The following is a 17,185-nucleotide window of genomic DNA, read 5'->3' as shown; positions in this document are numbered from 1 at the left end:
TAGCTTGATAGCGATGTGGTGCTACCCCAAAATAAAAAGATTAGGAGTGAATCCTAATCTTTTTATTTATACATATTTTTGGTTGTTATATCACTATCAATTCCAAAACGGGATATTTTGAATAAATGAAACCGTCAAAATTAGTGTTGATGCGGAACCAGCAGTTACTAAAGTTACTATTTTTCGTCCATTCTGTTCTTTTGAAGGTTTTATAAGTTCTGTAATTAACACAATCCATATTATGATAGAGACTATTGAAATAATATTTATAGACATATGTATCACATCCCTTCTTGTTTTTACATAAATATTTCTTCTTTTATAAAATAAAAGCAATTTAACAAGAAAACATGTACCTCATTAAAAATCAATATTTCCCTGTTAAACCACCTTTTTTAAATAGAAATACGACTGATAAAACGATAACAACAGCCTTCAAACTTCCCCAATATGGATAAATAGTATGATCTGTTAGACTAGCATATTGAAAAATATTCTCTAAACCGAAAATTCCTATCATGACTGCTAAAATAAATGAAGCTGATCCATACGTTCCGTTATGATAGAGGGTAAATAAGTATATTGCACATATAAGTGGTACGATGATTTGTAATAAGAGTGTCATAATTAGTCCCCCCAGTATATTGATACTTATATTATATACAAAATTGTAATAAAAAGGAATGCGACTTATTTAATACTAACAGAACTACTCTAATCATATTCTTCTATAAAAAAGAAGAAAAAGGGGTGTACAGTTAATTGACAAAAGTTAAAGTTAATTTACGACCCATTGTTCATAACGTAAATTTACCAACCGTATTGAAAACAACGATACTTCCAGGTGAATCGACCGAAAGACTATTTATCGCAACTCAATTAGGAGAGATTTTTTACATAGGGGACGGAGTTATAAAGAAATTTTTAGATATGCGTCACCTAATTATTAAATTAGGTACATCTGAAGAAGGTGTTTCTAGTAGCGGTTATGATGAACGAGGATTACTAGGACTTGCATTTCATCCACAATTTTATCAAAACGGTTTATTTTATCTTCATTATTCAGTAGCCGGAACTCAAGGTCCAGGTGCACTTTCTGAACAATTTAAACCGAATCCTTGTGACCCTAAAACGTTAAATTTAAAGTGGGTTAATAGAAATACGCAATATGATCACATTGATACAGTGGAAGAATGGACTTTACAATCTAACGGCCAAGCTCAAAAGCGACGAACATTACTGAATGTAAGAAGACCATTTTTTAATCATAACGGAGTCAATAGTTTAAACTTTTCACCTGAGACTGGAAAACTTGTTTTTACAAATGGAGATGGCGGATCAGGTTATGATCCATTTAATTTAAGCCAAGATGATTTAGAAATAGCAGGAAAAATAATTGAAATCGATGTAAATAAAAATACATTTATAAATAACCCTCCTGTAGTTACACGCTTTAATGACCTTCCTTTATCTATACAAGAAACACTTACAGTAATTGCAAAAGGAGTACGTAATATAACCGGCATTTCATTTCAAAGGTTTTATAATCAATATATCAAATACACCGGAAATGTCGGACAGGATATTGTAGAGTCTATTTTTTCATTTGTTCAATATAAACCTATACCAGTTACAGAACTTGTTCAAATGCATTTTATGAGGTTAACTCCCAATCAAGATGGTTTTATCAATTTTGGGTGGCGAGGATGGGAAGGGGATTTACCTACTTCTTTTATACGACATTGTTCCGAAAATCAGACTTTGGATGAGAGAACAATAGTTTATTATGATGAAACAATACAAACTTCAGTGAAGCGTATTCTGCCTCTACTTAGTTATTTTCATAAAGATTTTAGAACCGATAAGTTTGGAGGAACTTCACTTACAGGAGTTCAGCCATATATGGGAAATGCAATTTCAAATTTAACGGGTAGCGTTGTTTTTACCGACCTTGCTAAGAAAGAAGATTCTCGACCGCCAGTTAAGGGTGTTTTAGCTTATACTAGAGCCGGTACAGACGGTAAACATGCTGACTTTCATGCTATTGAAACCAATTATGATTTTGGTACGCAAGCAGCTTATTATATGAGTTTAGGAACAAATTCGGCTCAAACTAGGTTATATTTAGGAGTTTACGGTTCTATGAAAGTAACTGATTTTAACAAAGGTACCATTTTTGAAATTATTCCTTGATACGATACAAATGCTCAGTCTAAAAACATAAGGAATTTATTCTGTTTCCAAAACGCAAGACTTAACTTGTCCCCCTAAAAATCTTCAATGTATTAGCATCTATTAACTTGGAGAAAGTAACTCATAAACCATATGTGTACGAATAATATAGAAAGTAATGAATGAGGTATCTTTAGGGGGTATTTTAATGAATCGTTTTGTACGTTATTGGTATCAACTGATGATAGAGCATGATATAAGCTTTGTTCATAAAAGAAACTTGTCCCTTGCGAATAAGTTAGTACTTACAGCTTTGATGAGTGCATTGGCCACCATGTTTCAAGCAGCGGGGAACTTAATTCCTGGTATAGGTTTGCTCATTAGTCCATTTTCGACATTGCCGATTTTTTTTGCTATTCTCTATTCTATTCGTGAGGGAATACTTTCTTATATTCTTACTATTTTTCTATTATTTATTATTGAGCCAAGTGAACTAATTGTCTTTCCTTTTACTACAGGCTTATTAGGTCTAGCCTTAGGACTAGCCTTTTTAAAATTCAAGAGGAGAATTTGGATTGTTTCCTTTTCAGCGACTTGTCTACTTATAGGGATTATGATCGTTCTCGATGTTTTCCGTTTTCCGGTACTTGGTCCTACTGTTCATACAACTATGGACATAAAAATTATTTTATCAATATTTATACTGAGCTTTCTATACTGCTGGATTTATGCAGGTTTTTGCAGAATAATGATGAATAGATTATGTAAAGTGTTGTATTGACAATGGCATAATGAAGATTGGAGAATGCATTCATGACTAACGTTGCAGTTAGAAGACCAAATTTGAATGATGTAGATGAACTATATTTATTTTTCCGGATAGTTATTACGAATACATACAAAAATGAAGGATTGTCACAATTATTGGATGACATAGAAAATGAAATTAACTCAAAAAAGCAGTATTTGAAAAGTGATTTTGATAGTAACGGAGAAAGTCGTTACTTTTTATTAGCAATTGATACAAGTAACGATAAAATCATTGGAACAATCGAAATTGGTCCAGCAAGTACATTGATTAATAGTTGTACAGGTGGTGTACTTAAAAATTTGTATGAAATAGGAACTGTATTCATACTTCCGGAGTATCAAAGAAAGGGAATAGGGAGTTTATTACTACATACAATGTTTCTTACATTACTTAGCAGAGGGATAACAGAATATTGTTTAGATAGTGGATATAAAAATGCGCAAAGTATATGGACGAAAAAGTTTGGAAAACCTAGCTATGTATTGAAAGATTACTGGGGCGAATCCAGTGATCATATGATTTGGAAGAACAATTTACATGATACACCTATAATATTTGAATTATAAAATGAAATATGCCTCTGAACATAGCTTTTCTTACTTATGTATGCTATTATTTATCTTTATAATAAAAGAGGACGTGAATGAACTTGATTAAAATTAGTATCCCTGAAGTTGATGTTACAATTACTGAACGTAAACAAGTTATTAAAGGAGACGAGCCAATCATTACTCCAATTAATGGATTTATCGATTTTCACTTGTTCCCTAGAGATAAAGGCGGCATTTTTATGTTTTACAATATTAATGACGAACTTCTTTTCGTAGGTAAAGCTCGTAAAATTAGACAACGTATTAAGAAGCATTTTGAAGATAATGTTTCACCAATTAAAAATCACCGTGATGAAGTATACCGCATTGATGCATGTATCGTAGAAGATCCAACAGAAAGAGAAATTTACGAAACATATATCATTAATGAATATAAAGCGAAATATAACGTTGATAAAGTATTCTACAAATAATGAACATTAATAAAAAACAATCCTAGCTAATATGCCAGGATTGTTTTTTATTTAGATTTATTCTTCATATCTTTCTCCTTTTTTCAAATGATTAGCCACAATAAAACAGAATATCCCTATAAATATAAGTACAATACCAAGCGTTTTATGTTTTCCCTCAAAGAAAGGAATATCTGAAATAACATTTGTCATACATAGTCCTAAAAATACAAGGATAGGGCCTACCCAAAGTAATACATTACCGAATTTTGTGTGCTTCCACATAATAACCCTCCTTAATTCTCTTTACATATATATCCATAAATTAAAAGTAAATTCATAGAGAAATATAGTTTTTTTCATATCGAAAATTTAACCCTCATATATTGGTACAAGCAAAAGAGAAAGGAGACCATCATGAATTGGTTAGAAGCTTTCATATTAGGTATAATTCAAGGTTTAACAGAATTTTTACCAATCAGTAGTACCGGACATCTTTATTTAGGAAGGCATTTATTTCAATTAGATAAAGCAGGCTTATTTTTAGATACGATGTTGCATATTGGGACTTTACTTGCAGTGTTTATTTATTACAAAAAAGAATTTATATATTTAATTAAAAACCCATTTTCAAAGCTCATGTTATTACTTATTGTTGGGACGATACCTGCAGTTGTTATTGGTTTATTGTTTAAAGACTTCTTTGAAGATATTTCAAAAACAGGAATCACGATCGGTTGGGAGTTTTTAGTGACCGGATTCTTTCTCTACATGGCAGATAAACAAAAGAATGGTCGTAAAAAAATGGATGACATCACATATAAAGACGCATTAATTATCGGTTCATTTCAAGCGGCTGCTATTTTCCCAGCGATTTCTCGTTCTGGTATGACAATCGTCGCTGCATTATGGAGGCAGTTAGACCGTGAAACTGCTGCTTACTTTTCTTTTTTATTATCAACGCCAGCCATTGTCGGAGCCATTATTTTGCAATTTGTAGACGTTTTTCAAGGGAAAGCAGAATCTATTTCTAGTACATCTTTAATTGTCGGAACGTTATCAGCAGCGTTTTTTGGATACATAGCCGTTTCATGGATGATTCAATATTTAAAACGTCACTCCTTAAAAGTATTCGCGTATTACGTATGGGGATTAGGTATTTTAATTTTAATGTTGCAATTTACTGATGTATTTTAAGTATAATGATAAAGAAGTTAATTAGTTTAAGATCCTGTTTCATTCATACAAGGCAGGATCTCTTTTTATTAAGGGGGAAAATATGTTTAATACGGCTATCGTTATTGGTGGAAGTATGGCAGGAAAGTTTGCAGCAAAAGCATTATCAACTTCTTTTAAAGAAGTAATCATTATAGAAGCTGGTGAAAGATGGGATGGAAAGTCTTCGAGAAAAAGAGTTCCACAAAGTAATCATCCTCACGTGTTATTAAAAGGTGGAGAAAACGCAATTGAAGAATTGTTTCCTAATATTACGAACGAATTAATAGAAGCGGGTAGTATTATAAACAACTTTACGCGTGATTTGAAATGGCATCAATTCGGTCTATGGAAACAACCGTTCATAGGGGAAGTACATATGATTCAACAAAGTCGTCCTTTGCTAGAATGGCATATTCAAAAACGAATACATCAAATTTCAAATATTACTATTAAATATGAAACATTGGTTAAAGGGTTATTGGTAGATGCAAAGCTTAACAAAGTGTGTGGAGTAAAAGTTAAATATTTAGAGACAGACACACAAGAAGAAGTTCATGCAGATCTTGTAGTTGATGCGAGTGGATTTGGCTCAAAAAGTATAGAATGGCTACGAGAATACGAAATTGAAGTAAAAGAAGAGAAAGTTCGTATTGATTTATTTTACGCAACGAAAATGTTCAAACTTAAAGAAAATGAGGAGTTAGACTGTTGTAATATGCTAATGTCTCCGAGTTTCCCTGATAACCCTTATGGCGTTCTTATTCAAACGATAGAAGATAATCGTTATTTTGTTACTTTCAGTGGATACGCAAATGAGAAAGCACCACAAACAGATGATGAGTTTTATGATTTTGCTGAAAACCTATCAATTTCTAATGTTACAGACTTCCTAAACAAGGCTGAGGGAATTACTGATATAAAGACATACAAAATTCCTTATCAAGTACGCCGGCGATTTGATTTAGTGAATAATGTACCAGAAGGCTTATTAGTTGTTGGAGATGCGCAATGTCGTTTTGATCCCGTTTTCGGCCAAGGCGTATCAGTTGCTGCTATGGAGGCTCACCAGTTGCAATTACTTCTGCAAGGCAGAAAACAGCTTGATAAAACATTTACACAACAATTTTATAAAAAGACAGCTAATATAATAGAAACCCCTTGGGATATGACAACGACAGAAATATCACGTCACCCGCAGCTAAAGAGAGAATTAACTACAAAACAAAAATTTCAGCTATGGTATACGAAACAAATATATCGACTATCCGCAAGTAATTCTGATGTTTATATTCGATTAGTACGAGTGATGAATTTAATTCGTAGTCCATTTCATCTTTTTCATCCGAAAGTGCTACTATCTGTATTGCTTAATCGAAAGAAATAGCAGGAATATAATTGATTAAAAAAGAATGTATAACAGTTAGTAAATCAAGAAGGAGAATACGAGATGGAAATATACATAGAGCAACTAAAGAAACAAGATGTTAAGGATTTATTTACGTTTGAACTTACGAATAAATCTTTTTTTGAAACAATGGTACCAAATCGTGGCTCGAAATATTTTGAATTTGAATATTTCCAAAAACTACTAGACGATTTATTAATAGAACAAGCGGATGGAGATTCTTATTTTTATTTAATTCGTAATGAAGAAAAAGAAATTGTAGGGCGAATCAATTTAGTAGATATAGATACGGAAACTCGAATTAGTTCACTAGGGTATCGGGTCGGAGAAAAATTTACTAAAAAAGGAGTTGCAACAGCAGCCGTAAAATTAATTTTAGATGTAGCGAAAAATAATGAAATTACTGACATTTATGCTAAAACAACGACTAATAATCTCGCATCACAAATTGTACTAGAAAAAAGCGGATTTTCTTCTTATCAAAACGAATCAGATACAACATCTGTAGAATTAAATGGAGAACATGTGAAGTTTGTACATTATATTTGGAGAAATACTTCGCGCTTATAATAAGGAGGACTTATTCATGAATGATTTGCGTTATCCAATTGGCCAATTTACATACAAACGTCCTATAACGGAAGAAATGATTGATACATGGATTCAAGAAATTGAAGATTTACCTCATGAACTAACAAAGGCAATTAAAGATTTAGATCAGAAGCAGTTAGATACACCATATCGCGTTGGAGGTTGGACTGTACGCCAAGTAGTTCATCACGTCGTTGATAGCCATATGAATAGCTACATACGCTTTAAATTAGCACTGACAGAAAAGAATCCAACTATTAAGCCGTATAAAGAAGAGAAGTGGGCAGAGTTACCCGATTCAAAATTACCGGTAGATGTTTCACTAGTAATGCTAGATTCATTACATAAAAGATGGGTTAACCTTTTATATTCTCTAGAAATTGAAGATTTAGAAAAGACATTTAACCATCCTGAAACTGGTGAAACAAAACTTGCTGTTGCAATAGGACTATACGCATGGCATGGTCGTCATCATACCGCTCATATTACTTCTTTAAGAAAGCGTCTAAATTGGTAACATGGATATTATATTAGAGAAGGCGACAGAAACTGATGTAGAAGTTATATTTCAAATGCAAATAGACTCATTTAGCCCTTTATTACATAAATATAAAGACTATGAAACAAATCCAGCAAATGAAACTATCGAAAAAACTATTTGTAGAATAAATCAAGTAAACGGTGGCTTCTATAAAATAATAGTGGATATGAATCTTGTTGGAGCGATATGCATTTCACAAAAAGAAACACCCTCTAAATTTTGGATCAGTCCAATGTTTATTCATCCGGGTTATCAAGGAAAAGGAATTGCTCAAAAGGTGATTACATTAATTGAGGAAATGTTTCCTGAAGCAACGAGCTGGGAACTTGCTACTATTTTAGAAGAAGAGAAAAATTGTTTTTTGTATGAAAAGATGGAGTATAAAAGAACAGAAGTTATAAAGAAATTAAATGATAAAACTACACTTATTTATTACAAAAAAGAAAGGTAAAGCATATAAAACACGCTTTACCTTTTTATGTTATTTTAGATTAAATATACAAAAATGATGTATTTTCTTCCAAAATACTCGGGTTAGTAATTTCTGAAATGAATAAAAATACAAGAAACCACTACTTTGTCGTATATGTCACTAACGCTTTTTGAATGCTTAAAATACTATCGTCACCTTTAAATTCTTTCGTAATTGGATCCTCCATACTAGACACCCAAATTTTAAGTTCTGCATCTAAATCAAAATGCCCAGCCGTTTCGATGCTATATTGTGTAATACTTTTATAAGGAATAGAATGGTATTCTGTTTTTTTGCCGGTTACTCCTTGTTTATCTACTAAAATAAGTCGACGATTTGTAAATACGATTAGATCACGAATTAATTTATAAGCATGCTCTACTTTTTCATCGTCTAGCATAATCTTCTCTAAATCACGTTCTACACTTTCAGAACTCGTATTTGATGCATTTCCTAAAATACCGCTAAATAAACCCATATTAAATTCCTCCTTTAATATATGTGGAATGAATTACTTATATTGTAACATGTTACTCACAAAGATATTATGACATTACTTTAGTAGTTTCTGGTTATTGTTGTAATTAGTTTATATAACCTCATCTTAAAATCTTGTGCTAATATGAAATTAAGAAAAAAGAAGCAGAGGGATATAACATGAAGAATATCGGTTTAGTATTAGAGGGCGGAGGAATGAAAGGTTTATATACTGCAGGTGTACTCGAATATTTCATGGAAAAGAACTTATTCTTTCCGTATGTAGTCGGCGTATCAGCTGGAGCCTGTATGGGGGCAACCTATTTGTCACGTCAAAAAGGGAGAAATAAGAAAGTAAATACAGAACTAGTATCAGATTACAGGTATATATCTTATCGAAATTTAATTCGAAAACGTGAATTATTTGGGATGGACTTTTTATTTGATGAAGTACCTAATAAAATTGTCCCGTTTGATTTTCAAACTTTCTTAAACTGTAATGAACAATTTGTTATAGGGACGACTGATTGCGAATCAGGACGAGCTGTTTATTATAATAAAATAGAACATGGAAATGATATTTTAAAAATCATCCGTGCATCTAGCTCAGTTCCGTTTATAGCACCTGCTGTAGAATACGATAATCGTAAGTTGTTAGATGGAGGAATTATAGATCCTATTCCAGTTCTAAAAGCTCAAACTGATGGTTATGAAAAGAATGTAGTTATCATGACAAAACCAGAAGGATACGAAAAGCAGCGGAATAAATTTTCTAGACTGGCTAAAATTTTATATAGAAAATATCCGAATATCGCAGAATCTTTAGTAGAACATTATCGTTTTTATAATGAGACGATATCTTATATGAATCAAATAGAACAAAAAGACAACTTTTATGTCATTCAGCCTAGCGTACAGCTTCCAATAAGCGGAATAGAAAGAAATAAAGAGAAACTTGTTAATTTATATAACCTTGGCTATATAGATGCTCAATATCATTATGAAAACTTATTAAATTGGATAGAGAAATAAAGGAGGAGAAAGTTGAAGTTAGGAAAAAGGGTTATTTTTAATGAATTGCAGAAAATGCCTAGTCCGCTGTACAAACCGTTTCCTTATCGCGCTACAGCAAAATTGCAGCGAAACTTAGAAAGTAGATTTACCGAAGATAATTGTATAAACGCTGATTTTAATCATCATTGGATGCATACAGCAGCTACTTTAAATTCTGTACTAAATGGAAACGAACAGAACATTACGTTTCAACAAATAAAGTGGTTAAGAAAATCGTTTTTTGAGTGGTTTCCGCAATATCGTTTTCTAGAAACAGAAATTGTGAATTATCCCATTTTGTATAGAGATTTCATAAGTTATGAGAAGACCAGGAAGCTATTACTTTATTACCTTACTGAATAAAAGCGAAAACGTACAGGTTACATTACTTGTACGTTTTTTGTTCATAAAACATTCAATATTAACAATTAGTTTATATAGGAATTCTAATGAGAAGAAAGAAGTACATATAATAGAATGATACAGGGGAGGAGAGAGGAATAGCTGTTTTGCTTTAAGTTATTGTCCAACTCGAATACAGTTAGTTATTTATGTTAAAATATTTCGAGTGAAATCAAGCTTTTAAGGATTTCATTGAACATTAAACAAAACAAGTTAGCAACGTAGAAGGGATAACATTAACATGAAAAACGTATCAAATATAGATAAAGTAGAATCAATAAAATCTTTACAGTCAACAATTAGTAAACTTGAAAATGCCTTATCACAGATGACTCAAAAAGGATCAAATACTACTTTAGTGAAAAAAAGACTCAAAGCAGCTAGTATCGGCTTAGCTATGTTAGAAAGTGTTTGGAAGCAAGAAACTCATCATTATACTCAGGAAGATTTAGCAGAAGCTCGTAATGTTCTGATTGGTTTGCTTCCATCAATTGAAAAGATTTACGTTAAGTCAAAGCTTGGGAGTCCTCAAAGAACGCTTTTAGAAAGAAGAATAAAATCGTTTGAACTTTCTATTCAAGCAATAGACAATTATTCTAGTAAATAACTTATTTAAAGAGTCTTATTACAAAAGTGTAGCAAGACTCTTATATCATTCTATCAAAATTAAATATCCTTACTGCCACATTGCAGCAAAGGCAAAACATCTTGATCTACCTCATAATTATTCTCAAACTTCACATCTTCAAGAACATTTCATTGTCTTTAATAAAAATCCATGCATTAAGTAATCTTCAATCGCAAAAACACTCAATTATTTAATTTAAGAAAATGGAATACCGCCATGTATTGCTGTAGATCATGTTAATCAGCTAGAAGAACTAACTTTTGAAAACGATATTCCTCGCATTGAAAATCAAATTTCATCTATAAATTCTAATGCAACTCAACTTCACTTTTATATGGTAGCAGGACAACTTGAAAACAAACCTCTTTTAACGGCCAATAATCACTTGTATAGAGCTTTAAAAGATAAAGGGTACAAAACCACTTATGAAGAGTTTCAAGACGGTCATGATAGCGTGTGAGGGTGAAAAAAGTTATTTGATGGATTGAAAGCTTTGAAATAGATAAAAACCACACTATAAAATAAAAAGGAGAGAAAATCTATGAATCAGGAAGAACTCGATAAAAAATTAAAGAAACAAGAGATTTTAGTAAAAGATGAAAAAGTTTGGTCGTATACGTATGAGGATCATATTAGTTCTATCGTTAAACAAGCAGAACAGAAAGGAGCTTTTGATAATTTACCTGGTAAAGGTAAACCTCTTAATCTCGATAAAGATCTTTCTTACAATCCTGAAAAGCAACTTTATAGAACTTTAGCAAATAATCATATTTTGCCTAGGTGGATTGAGCTTTCAAAAGAAATTGAAGATTTAAAAGAAAGACTAAAAGAAAATACAAATACGGCAGAAGCAGCGGAATTAATTCGAACTATCAATAAAAAGGTTTTAGAGCATAATTTACTTTGTCCGACAAGCGCGCAAAAAATGAGGGTGAAAATGGATTTTTAACGATTTTCAATTAAGCTATCGCTTACTATATAATTAAGTTAGGCATTTTCAATTCGTTACTAAAGGGAGGCAAATGTAGTGAAGAATACGTATCAACTTCAAATTCCGAAAGAACTAGAACAGTATCGTAGTATTTTAGAAGAAAGTGTGAAACCGTATGTTAAAGTGTCTGGAACATTAGCAGAGACAACGCTTTTTGAAAGTAAGTTTGGTGGTTATCCGTATTTACCTATAGATCAAGAGCATCCTAAAGACTCAAATGGACAACCTATGATGCTACTTGCGCAGTTAAACTTTGAAGAAATGCCGCATGTTGAATATATGCCTCAAAAGGGATTGTTACAGTTTTTCGTAAGTCCTGAAGAAGATCTTTTTGGAGCAGATTTTGATCATCCCACAAGCCAAAAAGACTTTCGAATTGTTTATCATTCTACAATCACAGCGGATTTAACTAAGGTGATTACTGATTTTAGTTATTTAAACACTTTACATTTAGAGAATTTTATCATACCCGAAGCAGCAAAACTAAAGTTTGAGTTGGCATATCAACCAGTAACACCAAGAGATTATCGATTTGAAATGATTTTTAGTGATAACATTGATTGGGAAGAGATTGTTGATGAAGAAAATAATATAGAATTAGGCGAACTGTATGATGATTTATGTAAAGATCAAGGACATAAAATTGGTGGATATCCATTTTTCACACAGACAGATCCGAGAGAATGGGAAGAAAAATACCAGCAACATGACATATTATTGCTGCAAATCGATACAGACGATTCATTAAATATTATGTGGGGCGATTCTGGGGTTGCTAATTTCTTTATACGTAAGGAAGAGCTGTTAAATCTAGATTTTTCCAATGTCATTTACAATTGGGATTGTTACTAGAAGATATAAATAAATTAATAGCAAACAAAAAATCTTCCTGAAGGTGAGGAGGATTTTTTATGTTAAAAATAAGCGTTATGTTAACTAGAATAAAAAACAATGAGTGTAATGAAAGGCAAGCCTAAATAACAGAAATAACAACAAATAATGTAAAGTTGTAAAACGTGTGCAAATAGCAATAAGTTCATTAAGTAAAACATAAAATAAAATTACTAATTTATATTTTGTATAGAAATAATTTTTCTGTATAAAAATTTCTTGCCGATCAAAAATGATTTGGATTCGTTAAATCTTAAGCGATTATTGAGTAAGATTTGCTGTGATGAATTTATAACAAATAAAAACGATAAAAACCGAAGAAATTTGTTTAGATAAGATTTCATATGAATCTCACTAAAAATCTCCGTTCCGTCTCATTAAGTATAGTTTACTTGGTTTTTGATACCTGTAATCGCTTTGTCTCTATAACTACCTATAATATATATTATGTTAACTAAATTCAAATTATAAACTTATTATAAATAAGTCAGCTTTTGTGATTAGCCTCCCCTCGTTCTTTTTAATCATTCTGTGTGATGGATTGTTTAGTTGTTTGTTTTATAAGTTGTTGATGAAAATGTCTCCAGATATAAATTATATTTAAGACAATAAAAAATGCAATTCGTTTTAACTGAACGCATTAAACGAATTGCATTGATATGATTACGGATAAGTTCTTAAAATTAGTTTGCTATAGCAATTGCTTCAATTTCAATTAATAAGTTATCGTTAATTAACTTTCTAACTTCGACAGCTGAACTTGCTGGTGGATTCTTAGTATCAACGTATTGATCTCGTATATCTCTAACCATGGCCATTTGAGAAATATCTGTTAGGAAAAATGTTAATTTTACTACATCATTAAATCTTAATTCCGAAGTTTCTAATGCACTTTTAATATTTTCGAAAACTTGTCGCGTTTGTGTAGCTAAATCACCAATGCCAACTATTTGACCATCAGTGTTAATCGCTACTTGTCCAGATATGTAAATTGTTCGTTTAGCGTTACTAACTTCCACTACATGTGAATATCCAAAAGTTGGTGGCATCGTTTCTGGATTGATAAATTTCTTTTGCAAGGTGTCTCTCTCCTTTTTTATCAAGAAAATTGTAAAATCTATGTATTTACTATATTCAATCAATAAAATTAAGAATCCTTTATGATTTAAAAATAAAAAACCTTAGAATAGCTATCTTCATACCTATTCTAAGGTTTTTTAGGATTTTATATTTAGTTATCGCTAGTGGACATTGTTAAATTAATCTTTTCATAATCTCTTTTAAATTGATTATCATTTTTTAGCCAACGTTTGAAAGCCGATTCGCTTATTTCTAAATTTGAACAAGTTGTAGCATTACATTTATTTTTCATATATTCTTCAAGGAAATTTTGTTTTCTTTGTTTAACGGCAGTTTGAGTTTGTTTTAATTTTCGATCTTGTAATTGATCTAAACTCAGACTTTCTCTCTGAAACACTTCATATTTTCTATGCAAATAAATATCTTTGTCTTTATAAATCCAATTTGAAAATAGTTGTATTGATTTTCTTCCAGATAAAATAACGCGATAATGTTTGTTTTGATTTAGTAAATCGGCTCGTAAATTGCGATTTTGAAGAATTTGATGTAAAGAATTCATAAAGTTATATGATCCACCTACGAAATTAACTGTATAAGTTTCATACTTGACGTAACCATCCCCATCAAAATACCCACGAACAAAATGATGCAAATATTCTTCTGGTACAAAAGGAAATTCGATGTTAAATGATTTACATGGCATAATTCCGTGTATGTTCATAAGGTCGTCTTTTATTGTTTTGCTATTAATATTTAGCATGTATACGCTTGTTTTTTTTGTTTTGATAAAGTGGCTGGTTTGTTTTTAGTTCTTTTTTTATATTTTCTAAAATATAACTTTCTTTTTGAGATATACTGACACATTGATTTTCTTTCTGTATAACACCATCTGCTGCTATAAACCCTAAAATATAAGCCATATTGTTTGACCACGTTTTAAAGTAATCTTCTGTTATGTCATACTTTCTCTTCCAACTCCCTATAGCACGCCTTGGTACGTTATTGTCTGATAAAACCATACGAATATACCTTGCAGACACATTAGCAAGCACAGCGATTTCTGAGGTGCTCTTCCCTTCAGTATACAAATGCATGATTTCAGATTTTGATAGTTTACATTTTGATTTCTTTTTTCGCTCTATGTGCACTTACATCCTCTCCTTCCTTTCTTTTATTAGAGACATATTTTCTTCTATAACATACAACGAAACGTATGTTCTCTGTTGCGTATAAGAAGGAATTTACTAAATAAAAACAATTTACATGTACTTAATATTTGTCTTAGCTGCTGCTGTGCGATTTGTACTTTATAGATACAAATAATGAATTTGACGGATTTATGAAATACAAGGCATTTTAGATGAAAGGTAAAATAATATAGTTTAAACTACAAATAGCTACAATAACAACATACGTAAATTGTTAATCGTAAAAAGGAGAACGAATGAATAAGAAATATACAAATCAAATTCATACTGATATGAGTTTTAAACCGAAAGATATTATAAGTTTAATGACGGATTACTTTAAAATAAAATCAAAGCTGCGTCCTATAAAAGGTTTGCCTATCGTTTTATCAAATAAAGATAATGAACCGTTAGAGAGTGTTACATGGTTTGGCCATTCTGCTTCTCTTTTGAAAATAGAAGGTAAAAAACTGTTATTAGACCCTATGTTTGGAGATGCCTCTTCCCCATTTCCTTTGTTTAATAGTAAACGCTATAGTGGTGTTTTTTCTTTAGAACGTGATGACCTTCAAGAAATTGATGCGATTATCATTTCTCATAATCACTATGATCATTTGAATTACAAAAGTATTATGCAGTTAAAAGATCGCGCAAAGCACTTTTATGTTCCAACTGGAGTTGCACAATATCTTATTAAATGGGGTGTTTCGCCTAGTAAAATTAGTGAGCATAATTGGTGGGACGAAATTACGTTTGATAATATTAAGTTAGTATGTGCGCCTGCAAGGCATTTCTCTGGACGAAGTATGACAGATAGAGATTGTTCATTATGGTGTTCATGGCTTATCCTTGGTCAAGAGACTAAAATTTTCTTTAGTGGCGATAGCGGTTATGCCCCTCACTTTAAGGAAATTGGTGATAAATATGGTCCATTCGATCTTACATTGATGGAATGCGGACAATATGATCCGAGGTGGTCTGCGATTCATATGTTGCCTGAAGAAACTGTACAAGCTCATATTGATGTACAAGGAGAATTACTTCTTCCGATTCATTGGGGTGCTTTTACATTAGCATTACACGAATGGAGTGATCCGATAGAGCGTGTTACGAAAGAAGCTAACCGTTTAGAAGTTAAAATTACAACGCCTCAAATTGGCGAATCTATTACGTTAAAATCTACAAACTATCCTTCAACAGCTTGGTGGAGAGAAATTTAATTATAAATAGAAAAAGAGCGAACTCTCTTATAAGGAATTCGCTCTTTTTCTGTATTTAAACTTATTTCACTATATTTGATTTCCCGCTATCTAAAATTCTATTTGCTGGTACACTGGACATTTCAATCACTGTATTCATACTTTTATCATTTAGTTCAATGAGTTCGTTTTCGTGATTGATTTTCTGTAAATCCCACACCATTCCATGGAACTCGTTATGCTGTCCACTTACCTTTACAATACTTTTCGTTTTATTTGTAGGTTGTATTTGAAGGTTTGTAAATAGGTTACCACTAATTTCATTTGGCGTTGTTACATTACTATCCATAAAAATCATATTTACACAATCTTCGAGAGAGAAGTTCATAAAACGGTTGGCATTTATCCATGCATGTCCAGATTGTGGTTTCTTTGCTACTAATTTCACCCCAGTTTCCATGCCTACAACTTTTATATTTTCAAAATTAATAAATGAAATTTCATTTTCCTTCCCACCAGAATACAAAGAAATGCCGGTACCTTTATTCGTTTCTGTCCAATTGATAATATTTATATCTTTTATTTGTGTTTTGTGCCAAGTGTTATAATACTTATTTTTTCCGTCTAAATATATAACTTCAGAATTAAATTTAGGATCATCTATAGCTATATAAGCTCCTTCAATAGAAGCGTTTTTTTCTAATTCTAGAACTCTAAAATTACCTTCAACAACAAATTGTGTTCCATAACCAAATAATAACTTTACACCCTGTTTCACTACGATTGGTGACGTAATTTTATACTTCTTATCATCAAGCAATACTGTTTTAATTTTACTAGATTCTGCTTTATTAATAGCAGATTGTATTTTGTTTGAATCATTTTTACCTTTAAAGTCTTCTACATACACCTTATCATTTTTAGCTAAACCTTCTTTTTTGTTGTATTGATAAAAAGCAATAGTAATTAAAACGATACCTATGAGTAAAAAAATTATTTTCTTCATCACACTCATCCTCATATAAATTTTCTCCTTAGCTACTCTTCGAATAATCTATGGCTTT

The 17,185-nt window shown here is 31.5% G+C and carries 21 protein-coding genes and 2 pseudogenes; 16 read left to right on the top strand and 7 right to left on the bottom strand.

Annotation, left to right across the window (positions count from 1 at the left end):
• Positions 1–96: 96 nt before the first annotated feature.
• The gene (locus CN409_RS13370; RefSeq protein ID WP_000026325.1) at positions 97–276 is read right to left on the bottom strand and encodes a hypothetical protein; all 180 of its coding nucleotides are present in this window, start codon (positions 274–276) and stop codon (positions 97–99) included.
• A 91-nt stretch (positions 277–367) separates the two neighbouring features.
• A complete protein-coding gene (locus CN409_RS13365; RefSeq protein WP_000173569.1) occupies positions 368–625 on the bottom strand; it encodes a hypothetical protein in 258 nt (85 codons plus the stop codon).
• Between the two features lie 137 nt (positions 626–762).
• Here CN409_RS13365 and CN409_RS13360 point away from each other — a divergent pair, with 137 nt between their 5' ends.
• From CN409_RS13360 to CN409_RS13345, 4 genes are all read left to right on the top strand, one after another.
• Entirely contained in the window at positions 763–2,193 is a 1,431-nt protein-coding gene (locus CN409_RS13360) for a PQQ-dependent sugar dehydrogenase (RefSeq protein WP_000169959.1), read from the top strand.
• Between the two features lie 187 nt (positions 2,194–2,380).
• Positions 2,381–2,953, top strand: coding sequence for a hypothetical protein (locus CN409_RS13355; protein WP_001079230.1), 573 nt, complete (start codon positions 2,381–2,383; stop codon positions 2,951–2,953).
• A gap of 32 nt (positions 2,954–2,985) precedes the next feature.
• Complete coding sequence (locus CN409_RS13350) at positions 2,986–3,549, top strand: GNAT family N-acetyltransferase (RefSeq protein ID WP_000185962.1); 564 nt, start codon at positions 2,986–2,988, stop codon at positions 3,547–3,549.
• A 77-nt stretch (positions 3,550–3,626) separates the two neighbouring features.
• Entirely contained in the window at positions 3,627–4,007 is a 381-nt protein-coding gene (locus tag CN409_RS13345) for a nucleotide excision repair endonuclease (protein WP_001048947.1), read from the top strand.
• 57 nt (positions 4,008–4,064) lie between these two features.
• Here the strand turns inward: CN409_RS13345 and CN409_RS13340 are convergent, their stop codons facing one another.
• Positions 4,065–4,271: a hypothetical protein gene (locus CN409_RS13340; RefSeq protein ID WP_000265474.1), complete on the bottom strand. Its 207-nt coding sequence runs from the start codon at positions 4,269–4,271 to the stop codon at positions 4,065–4,067.
• Between the two features lie 132 nt (positions 4,272–4,403).
• Between CN409_RS13340 and CN409_RS13335 the strand changes: the two genes are divergently transcribed.
• The 5 genes from CN409_RS13335 to CN409_RS13315 all read left to right on the top strand — a co-directional run bounded on the left by CN409_RS13335 (position 4,404) and on the right by CN409_RS13315 (position 8,192).
• Positions 4,404–5,183 carry an undecaprenyl-diphosphate phosphatase gene (locus tag CN409_RS13335; RefSeq protein ID WP_001104288.1) on the top strand — a complete coding sequence of 260 codons (780 nt, stop codon included), beginning with the start codon at positions 4,404–4,406 and terminating at the stop codon, positions 5,181–5,183.
• A gap of 82 nt (positions 5,184–5,265) precedes the next feature.
• Entirely contained in the window at positions 5,266–6,588 is a 1,323-nt protein-coding gene (locus tag CN409_RS13330) for an FAD-dependent oxidoreductase (RefSeq protein WP_000483450.1), read from the top strand.
• 63 nt (positions 6,589–6,651) lie between these two features.
• Positions 6,652–7,179 (top strand): GNAT family N-acetyltransferase, encoded by a 528-nt coding sequence (locus CN409_RS13325; protein WP_000409250.1) that lies wholly within the window; start codon positions 6,652–6,654, stop codon positions 7,177–7,179.
• A 16-nt stretch (positions 7,180–7,195) separates the two neighbouring features.
• Positions 7,196–7,717, top strand: coding sequence for a YfiT family bacillithiol transferase (locus CN409_RS13320; protein WP_000999062.1), 522 nt, complete (start codon positions 7,196–7,198; stop codon positions 7,715–7,717).
• A 1-nt stretch (position 7,718) separates the two neighbouring features.
• Positions 7,719–8,192, top strand: a complete 474-nt coding sequence (locus tag CN409_RS13315; RefSeq protein ID WP_000351398.1) for a GNAT family N-acetyltransferase — start codon at positions 7,719–7,721, stop codon at positions 8,190–8,192.
• Positions 8,193–8,313: 121 nt separating this feature from the next.
• Here CN409_RS13315 and CN409_RS13310 read toward each other — a convergent pair whose 3' ends face one another.
• Positions 8,314–8,691: a PH domain-containing protein gene (locus tag CN409_RS13310; RefSeq protein WP_000522474.1), complete on the bottom strand. Its 378-nt coding sequence runs from the start codon at positions 8,689–8,691 to the stop codon at positions 8,314–8,316.
• A 179-nt stretch (positions 8,692–8,870) separates the two neighbouring features.
• Here CN409_RS13310 and CN409_RS13305 point away from each other — a divergent pair, with 179 nt between their 5' ends.
• From CN409_RS13305 to CN409_RS13275, 6 genes and pseudogenes are all read left to right on the top strand, one after another.
• A complete protein-coding gene (locus tag CN409_RS13305; RefSeq protein ID WP_000789282.1) occupies positions 8,871–9,722 on the top strand; it encodes a patatin-like phospholipase family protein in 852 nt (283 codons plus the stop codon).
• 12 nt (positions 9,723–9,734) lie between these two features.
• Complete coding sequence (locus CN409_RS13300) at positions 9,735–10,106, top strand: YxiJ-like family protein (RefSeq protein ID WP_000765972.1); 372 nt, start codon at positions 9,735–9,737, stop codon at positions 10,104–10,106.
• Positions 10,107–10,386: 280 nt separating this feature from the next.
• Positions 10,387–10,752: a hypothetical protein gene (locus tag CN409_RS13290; RefSeq protein WP_000800304.1), complete on the top strand. Its 366-nt coding sequence runs from the start codon at positions 10,387–10,389 to the stop codon at positions 10,750–10,752.
• Positions 10,753–10,861: 109 nt separating this feature from the next.
• A pseudogene (locus CN409_RS32350) lies at positions 10,862–11,275 on the top strand (hypothetical protein); the annotation flags it as partial.
• A gap of 39 nt (positions 11,276–11,314) precedes the next feature.
• Positions 11,315–11,722 carry a DnaJ family domain-containing protein gene (locus CN409_RS32345; protein ID WP_001070924.1) on the top strand — a complete coding sequence of 136 codons (408 nt, stop codon included), beginning with the start codon at positions 11,315–11,317 and terminating at the stop codon, positions 11,720–11,722.
• A gap of 78 nt (positions 11,723–11,800) precedes the next feature.
• Positions 11,801–12,616 (top strand): YwqG family protein, encoded by an 816-nt coding sequence (locus CN409_RS13275; protein WP_000799798.1) that lies wholly within the window; start codon positions 11,801–11,803, stop codon positions 12,614–12,616.
• 722 nt (positions 12,617–13,338) lie between these two features.
• Here CN409_RS13275 and CN409_RS13270 read toward each other — a convergent pair.
• Both CN409_RS13270 and CN409_RS32340 read right to left on the bottom strand, forming a co-directional pair.
• Positions 13,339–13,734 carry a RidA family protein gene (locus CN409_RS13270; protein WP_001169706.1) on the bottom strand — a complete coding sequence of 132 codons (396 nt, stop codon included), beginning with the start codon at positions 13,732–13,734 and terminating at the stop codon, positions 13,339–13,341.
• Between the two features lie 152 nt (positions 13,735–13,886).
• Positions 13,887–14,883 (bottom strand): annotated as a pseudogene (locus CN409_RS32340) (LAGLIDADG family homing endonuclease).
• Positions 14,884–15,179: 296 nt separating this feature from the next.
• On the opposite strand from CN409_RS32340, the gene CN409_RS13255 reads away from it, so the two are divergent.
• Entirely contained in the window at positions 15,180–16,142 is a 963-nt protein-coding gene (locus CN409_RS13255; RefSeq protein WP_001037075.1) for an MBL fold metallo-hydrolase, read from the top strand.
• Positions 16,143–16,203: 61 nt separating this feature from the next.
• Here CN409_RS13255 and CN409_RS13250 read toward each other — a convergent pair whose 3' ends face one another.
• Entirely contained in the window at positions 16,204–17,142 is a 939-nt protein-coding gene (locus CN409_RS13250) for a hypothetical protein (RefSeq protein ID WP_001242965.1), read from the bottom strand.
• Between the last annotated feature and the right edge of the window lie 43 nt (positions 17,143–17,185).

This window comes from Bacillus sp. AFS012607 (assembly GCF_002558005.1).
Classification (GTDB): Bacteria; Bacillota; Bacilli; order Bacillales; family Bacillaceae_G; genus Bacillus_A; species Bacillus_A thuringiensis_S.
Note: the sequence above shows the minus strand (reverse complement) of the source record. Positions and strands in the feature narration are given on the sequence as shown.

Coding starts and splice junctions, on each gene's coding strand:
- CN409_RS13370 (WP_000026325.1), bottom strand. CDS start 276: ATGTCTATAAATATTATTTCAATAGTCTCTATCATAATATGGATTGTG.
- CN409_RS13365 (WP_000173569.1), bottom strand. CDS start 625: ATGACACTCTTATTACAAATCATCGTACCACTTATATGTGCAATATAC.
- CN409_RS13355 (WP_001079230.1), top strand. CDS start 2,381: ATGAATCGTTTTGTACGTTATTGGTATCAACTGATGATAGAGCATGAT.
- CN409_RS13350 (WP_000185962.1), top strand. CDS start 2,986: ATGACTAACGTTGCAGTTAGAAGACCAAATTTGAATGATGTAGATGAA.
- CN409_RS13345 (WP_001048947.1), top strand. CDS start 3,627: ATGAACTTGATTAAAATTAGTATCCCTGAAGTTGATGTTACAATTACT.
- CN409_RS13340 (WP_000265474.1), bottom strand. CDS start 4,271: ATGTGGAAGCACACAAAATTCGGTAATGTATTACTTTGGGTAGGCCCT.
- CN409_RS13335 (WP_001104288.1), top strand. CDS start 4,404: ATGAATTGGTTAGAAGCTTTCATATTAGGTATAATTCAAGGTTTAACA.
- CN409_RS13330 (WP_000483450.1), top strand. CDS start 5,266: ATGTTTAATACGGCTATCGTTATTGGTGGAAGTATGGCAGGAAAGTTT.
- CN409_RS13325 (WP_000409250.1), top strand. CDS start 6,652: ATGGAAATATACATAGAGCAACTAAAGAAACAAGATGTTAAGGATTTA.
- CN409_RS13320 (WP_000999062.1), top strand. CDS start 7,196: ATGAATGATTTGCGTTATCCAATTGGCCAATTTACATACAAACGTCCT.
- CN409_RS13315 (WP_000351398.1), top strand. CDS start 7,719: ATGGATATTATATTAGAGAAGGCGACAGAAACTGATGTAGAAGTTATA.
- CN409_RS13310 (WP_000522474.1), bottom strand. CDS start 8,691: ATGGGTTTATTTAGCGGTATTTTAGGAAATGCATCAAATACGAGTTCT.
- CN409_RS13305 (WP_000789282.1), top strand. CDS start 8,871: ATGAAGAATATCGGTTTAGTATTAGAGGGCGGAGGAATGAAAGGTTTA.
- CN409_RS13290 (WP_000800304.1), top strand. CDS start 10,387: ATGAAAAACGTATCAAATATAGATAAAGTAGAATCAATAAAATCTTTA.
- CN409_RS32345 (WP_001070924.1), top strand. CDS start 11,315: ATGAATCAGGAAGAACTCGATAAAAAATTAAAGAAACAAGAGATTTTA.
- CN409_RS13255 (WP_001037075.1), top strand. CDS start 15,180: ATGAATAAGAAATATACAAATCAAATTCATACTGATATGAGTTTTAAA.
- CN409_RS13250 (WP_001242965.1), bottom strand. CDS start 17,142: ATGAGGATGAGTGTGATGAAGAAAATAATTTTTTTACTCATAGGTATC.